At 72.4% G+C, this 5,072-nt stretch carries 8 protein-coding genes and 1 other RNA gene; 3 read left to right on the top strand and 6 right to left on the bottom strand.

The window, feature by feature from the left end; all coding sequences use genetic code 11:
• Positions 1 to 4: 4 nt before the first annotated feature.
• The 3 genes from rnpB to Q0L15_RS12445 form a co-directional block, all read right to left on the bottom strand.
• Positions 5 to 393, bottom strand: an RNA gene (rnpB, locus tag Q0L15_RS12435) — RNase P RNA component class A.
• An 8-nt stretch (positions 394 to 401) separates the two neighbouring features.
• Positions 402 to 1,175, bottom strand: coding sequence for an isocitrate lyase/phosphoenolpyruvate mutase family protein (locus Q0L15_RS12440; RefSeq protein ID WP_296604759.1), 774 nt, complete (start codon positions 1,173 to 1,175; stop codon positions 402 to 404).
• 45 nt (positions 1,176 to 1,220) lie between these two features.
• A complete protein-coding gene (locus tag Q0L15_RS12445; protein WP_296604760.1) occupies positions 1,221 to 1,583 on the bottom strand; it encodes a hypothetical protein in 363 nt (120 codons plus the stop codon).
• 124 nt (positions 1,584 to 1,707) lie between these two features.
• Here Q0L15_RS12445 and Q0L15_RS12450 point away from each other — a divergent pair, with 124 nt between their 5' ends.
• On the top strand, positions 1,708 to 2,160 hold the full coding sequence (locus Q0L15_RS12450) for a tetratricopeptide repeat protein (protein ID WP_296604761.1): 453 nt from the start codon (positions 1,708 to 1,710) through the stop codon (positions 2,158 to 2,160).
• A gap of 21 nt (positions 2,161 to 2,181) precedes the next feature.
• Here Q0L15_RS12450 and map read toward each other — a convergent pair whose 3' ends face one another.
• Positions 2,182 to 3,009, bottom strand: a complete 828-nt coding sequence (gene map, locus Q0L15_RS12455) for a type I methionyl aminopeptidase (protein WP_296604762.1) — start codon at positions 3,007 to 3,009, stop codon at positions 2,182 to 2,184.
• A gap of 24 nt (positions 3,010 to 3,033) precedes the next feature.
• Here map and Q0L15_RS12460 point away from each other — a divergent pair, with 24 nt between their 5' ends.
• A complete protein-coding gene (locus tag Q0L15_RS12460) occupies positions 3,034 to 3,219 on the top strand; it encodes an SPOR domain-containing protein (protein ID WP_296604763.1) in 186 nt (61 codons plus the stop codon).
• Positions 3,220 to 3,224: 5 nt separating this feature from the next.
• Complete coding sequence (locus Q0L15_RS12465; protein ID WP_296604764.1) at positions 3,225 to 3,512, top strand: hypothetical protein; 288 nt, start codon at positions 3,225 to 3,227, stop codon at positions 3,510 to 3,512.
• Positions 3,513 to 3,586: 74 nt separating this feature from the next.
• On the opposite strand, the gene Q0L15_RS12470 is transcribed toward Q0L15_RS12465, so the two are convergent.
• A complete protein-coding gene (locus Q0L15_RS12470) occupies positions 3,587 to 4,420 on the bottom strand; it encodes an endonuclease/exonuclease/phosphatase family protein (RefSeq protein ID WP_296604765.1) in 834 nt (277 codons plus the stop codon).
• A gap of 74 nt (positions 4,421 to 4,494) precedes the next feature.
• Positions 4,495 to 5,072: transporter associated domain-containing protein (locus Q0L15_RS12475; RefSeq protein ID WP_296604766.1), on the bottom strand; the 578-nt coding region annotated here is incomplete at its 5' end.

The following is a 5,072-nucleotide window of genomic DNA, read 5'->3' on the forward strand; positions in this document are numbered from 1 at the left end:
GGTGCGGACGGGCTGGCCTGTAGGCCGGGTTCTGTCCCCGGCGAGCCGGGGGGCGACCATCCATCTACGGGTGCCGTTGCCGACACCCTCCAGCGGTCTACCCGCGCACTCGGGCGGGCCGCCCTCGAACGTGCGCGCATCCCGTGCAAGCACGGGACTTCTTGACCTTGCTCCAAGTGGGGTTTGCCGAGCCGGCCGGGTCACCCCGGTCGCTGGTGGTCTCTTACACCACCGTTTCACCCTTACCCCTCTCCGCCGGAGCGGGGAGGGGCGGTCTGTTCTCTGTGGCACTGTCCCGCGGGTCACCCCGGGTGGGTGTTACCCACCACTCTGCCCTGTGGAGCCCGGACCTTCCTCGGGGAGTCACCTCCACGCGGTCGCCCGGCCAGCCCATCCGCGGCTCAAGGATAGCGGCGGATCCGGGCCTGTGCGTCGGCGTACGACGTCGCGGTCGGTGGAGCCTCCCCGTCGCGCACCGCGGTCGCCACGTGCACGGCGGCGTCGATGGCGGCGCGGTAGGGGAGCGAGCCGGTGCTGACCCGGCGGACGCCCAGGTCGGCGAGCTCGCGCAGCGACAGCCCGGGCGTGATCAGGAGGTTCAGCGGCGCGGGCACGGCGGCGGCGATCTCGCGGATCGCCGCCGGGTCCGTCAGACCGGGCACGAAGACGCCGTCGGCTCCGGCCTCGACGTACGCGAGTGCCCGCGCGACCGTCGCGGGCACCGTGTCGTCCTCGTGGAACCAGTAGGTGTCGATGCGGGCGTTGACGAACACGTCCGGGCTGCGCTCCTTGACCGCGGCGACCTTGGCGGCGAGCACCGTGGGGTCGACCAGGTGGCCGGCGGCGCTGTCCTCGAGGTTGACCCCGGCGACACCGAGCGAGGCCAACGAGTCGACGTACTCCGCGACCTCCGTGGGGTCGTCGGAGTAGCCGTCCTCGATGTCGACCGAGAGGTGGACGGGCAGCCGGGCCAACCGGGCGGCGAGCACCGCGTTGGCCTCGCGGGTGACGCCGTCCCCGTCCGGGAACCCCGCCGACGTCGCGACCCCGAAACTGGTGGTCCCGATCGCGGGGAACCCCGCCTCGACGAACCCGAGCGCGGACGGCACGTCCCAGGCGTTCGGCAGCAGCAGCGGCAGGTCGGCGTGGTGCAGCGCGCGGAAGGAGGAGGACATGGCGCGAGTCAACCAGCGTCAGGAGTCGGCGTCACGGGTGCAGCGTCACGGGTGCAGCGCACGGTGCCGGCCAACGGGGTGCCGGTGCCGCCCCAGGTGCGGCTCGTGCCCGTGCCGCGCGAGGTAGCGCATCGCGACGACGACCACGACCGTGGTGAGCAGGCTGGAGAGCAGCACCTCGTCGCGGGTGAGCCCGTCGACGTACGGCTGGAGGTCGTCCTCTGTCGACGAGCCGAACACCCACTCGCTGGTGAGCAGCCCGGCCCCGACGCAGGCGACCGTGCCGATCGCGGCTGCCCACGCCCGGCGTGTCCAGCTCCCGCCGACCAGCAGTCCTGCCGCGACGCCGAAGACGAGCGCGATGGCGGCGAGCAGGGCCGACCCTTCGAGTCCCAGGTCCCACTGCACGGCAGTGCCTCCCTTCGGGGGTCCTCCTCCCACGGTGGCCGAGGGCCGGCACCCGCGCTAGAGGATGAGGTCCCGACGACGACCCGCCCGGGAATCCGCCGCCCTCCGCAAGCGTTGGAGGGTCGTGAACGACTTCGACCAGCAGATCAGCCAGATCCAGGCGCCGCCGGTCGTCTTCCCGGGTCAGGCCGGCCCGGAGTCGGCGTACCGCACGGCGTTCGACCTGCTCGCCCGGCGAGCGCCCCGCGAGGCGCTCGACGTGCTCGAGCCGGCTCTCGCCGAGGAGCCCGACAACACCGGCCTGCGGATGCTGCGCGCCTGGGCGTTCCTGATGCGCGCGCAGCTGCAGCGCGCGGAGGAGGAGCTCGGGAGCCTCGTCGAGGAGAACCCTGCCGACGACTGGGTGCGGCACGCCCTCGGACGGTGCCTGGAGCGGCAGAGCAGGTACGCCGAGGCGCTCCCGCACCTGCGCCTCGCGGCGACGATGAGCGGCGACCCCGAGCACGACGTCGCCGTGCTGCGCGTGGAGCGGCGTCTCGCGGAGACCGGCGAGACGTCGTACGACGACCTGGTCTAAGCCTCGAGGCTGAGGCGCCTCTCAGGGCAGCGTCAGCACCTCGGCCCCGGTGGGCGTGACCAGCAGCGTGTGCTCGAACTGCGCGCTGCGGCGCCGGTCGCGGGTGAGCACGGTCCAGCCGTCCTCGGCCATGTCCCACTCGTGGGTGCCGAGGTTGAGCATCGGCTCGATCGTGAACGTCATGCCGGTCTCGATCACGGTGTCGTAGGCCGGGTCGTCGTAGTGGGGCACCACGAGCCCGCTGTGGAACGCGGTGCCGATGCCGTGCCCGGTGAACTCGCGGACCACGCCGTAGCCGAACCGTGCGGCGTAGGACTCGATGACCCGGCCGATGACGTTGATCCGGCGGCCGGGCTTCACGGCCTTGATGCCGCGCTCGAGCGCCTCACGGGTGCGCTCGACCAGCAGTCGCGACTCCTCGTCGACGTCGCCGGCCAGGAACGTCGCGTTGGTGTCGCCGTGGACCCCGTCGAGGTACGCCGTCACGTCGATGTTGACGATGTCGCCGTCCTCGACCACCCGATCGTCGGGGATGCCGTGGCAGACGACCTCGTTGACGCTGGCGCACAGCGACTTGGGGAAGCCGCGGTAGCCGAGCGTCGAGGGATAGGCGCCGTGGTCGCAGAGGAACTCGTGGCCGATCCGGTCGAGCTCGTCGGTGGTGACGCCCGGGGCGACGTGCGCGCCGACCAGGTCGCGGGCCTGCGCCGCCAGGCGCCCGGCGACCCGCATCCGCTCGACGGTCTCGGCGTCCTTGACCTCGCTGCCGGCGAACCGGGCAGGCGCCTCCTTGCCGACGTACTCGGGTCGCGGGATGGAGGCGGGCACGTCGCGGAGCGGGAACGTCACCCGACGAGTGTAGTTTCGGGCGACATGAGCCAGTTCTGGTACTGCGTGCGCCACAAGCGGGTCGAGGACGAGACGAACCTGTGCCCGCCGATCGACCGGCTGGGCCCCTACGCGTCGCGAGCGGAGGCCGAGCAGGCCCTCGAGACCGCCGAGCGGCGCAACGAGGAGTGGGACAACGACCCCGACTGGAACGACGACGTCGAGCAGTAGTTCCCGTGACCAAGCCCGGACGGCGCCCCCGCGGGCGCCCTGACGTGTCGCCCTGGCCGTTCGTCGGGATGGCCGGCATGGCGTGCGCGTTCTTCCTGTACGCCGCGAGCGGGCTCGTCGCGCCCTGGTGGGCGGTGGTCGTGCTGCTGGTCGTGTGGGTCGCGCTGTTCGTCGTGGCCTGTGCGTGGTGGTCGCTGCACCCGCGCTGGGTGCCCGGTCTCGCAGTGTTCGCGATCGTGCTGTGGTTCGTCAGCGTCACCGCCGGTGGCGCGCTGCTCGGCTGGAGCGCCTGAGGGCGCGCGACCGCGGCGCCGAGAGGCACGCGCACGTTGACCCGCCCGAAAGTTTCGGGCGGGTCGACGTGGGTTCAGCGCAGGCGCACGTGCGCGCTGATCACCGGGTGGTCCGTGGTCGCCGCGACCAGCGGCGAGCGGTCGATGCGCGGGTCGTCGAACTCGGCGTACTTGTTGCCGAAGATCCAGTCCACGCCCGACCGCGGCGGGTTGCACGGCCCGCCCTTCGGGTTCGAGCCGCCGATGAAGGAGTGCATGACGCCGTTCTGTGTGAACGGGCAGAAGTACGCCGCGCGGTCGTTCATGTCACCGGTCATGAACACCGGCGCGTGGCGCTGGCGGGTGAGCACCCGGGTCACGCCGCGCTGGATCGCGGTCGCCTCGCGCCGCCACTTCGCCGCGTTGCCGCGGGTGTCGGACGGGTTGTGGGTGTTCATCACGTAGATCACCCGGTTGCTCACCAGCGAGCGCAGCCCGACGACCGGCATGTAGCGGGTGTTGCCGTGGAAGTACGGCACCGGCACCGACCAGCCCTCGACGAACGCGAACCGGTCCGTGCGCCACGCGATGGAGTTGTCGGTGTCCCACTCCGCGCCCGTGTAGACCGCCCAGCGACCGCCCACCGCGGACAGGAAGCGGTCGTACTGGGGGCGCTGGAACTCCTGCAGGCCGACGACGTCGACGTGCGTGCGGCGCAACACCTTGAGCGCCTTGGTGAGGCGTACGTCGGAGGTCTCGAAGCCCCGCCGGCCGTGGCGACCGTCGGTGTGGTCGGCGCCGAGCACGTTGAACGACGCGATCACGAACTCGTCGGGCGGGCCGGCCGAGGCGGGCGCGGCGCCGACGGACGCGAGGGTTCCGAGCGCGGCGGCGAGGGCGAGCAGGGCAGCGCGGAGCGAGCGGGCCATGTCTAGACGGTCGGTCGGCACCCGGCGGTCCTGATGACCCGAAGGGGTGATTCTCCCGCCGGCTCCGGTGCGCCTCAGGGCTCGGGGTGCGGTCGGACCCGCAGCCGCGTGATCCGGTGCCGGTCGACCGCTGACACGACGAGCTCGCGGTCGCCGACGACGACCGTGTCGCCGCGGACGGCCAGCCGGCCGAGCTGGTGCACCACGAAGCCGGCAGCGGTCTCGTAGGGCCCGTCCTCGAGCTCGACGCCGGTGCGCTCGCCGAACTCCTCGATCGTCAGGCCGGCATCCAGCTCGCCGGCCACCTCGGGGTCCTCCTGGTCGTACTCGTCGTGGATCTCCCCGACCAGCTCCTCGACCAGGTCCTCCAGCGTGACGATGCCGTCGGTGCCGCCGTACTCGTCGACGACGACGGCGATGTGGCTGCCCTCGGCGCGCATCCGCGACAGCGAGGGGAGCACCCGGTTGGTCGCCGGGAGGTGCAGGATCTCGCGGGTCAGCGTGCGCACCGGTGCAGCCGGGTCCGCGCCGAGAAGGTCGCGCACGTGCAGGAAGCCGCGCACGTCGTCGAGGCCGGTGCCGGTGACCGGGAAGCGGGAGTAGGGGCTGGTGCGCGCGATCGTCACCGCGTCGGACACCGGCAGCGACGCCG

The sequence above is a fragment of the Nocardioides sp. genome, from assembly GCF_024509035.1.
Lineage (GTDB): Bacteria > Actinomycetota > Actinomycetes > Propionibacteriales > Nocardioidaceae > Nocardioides.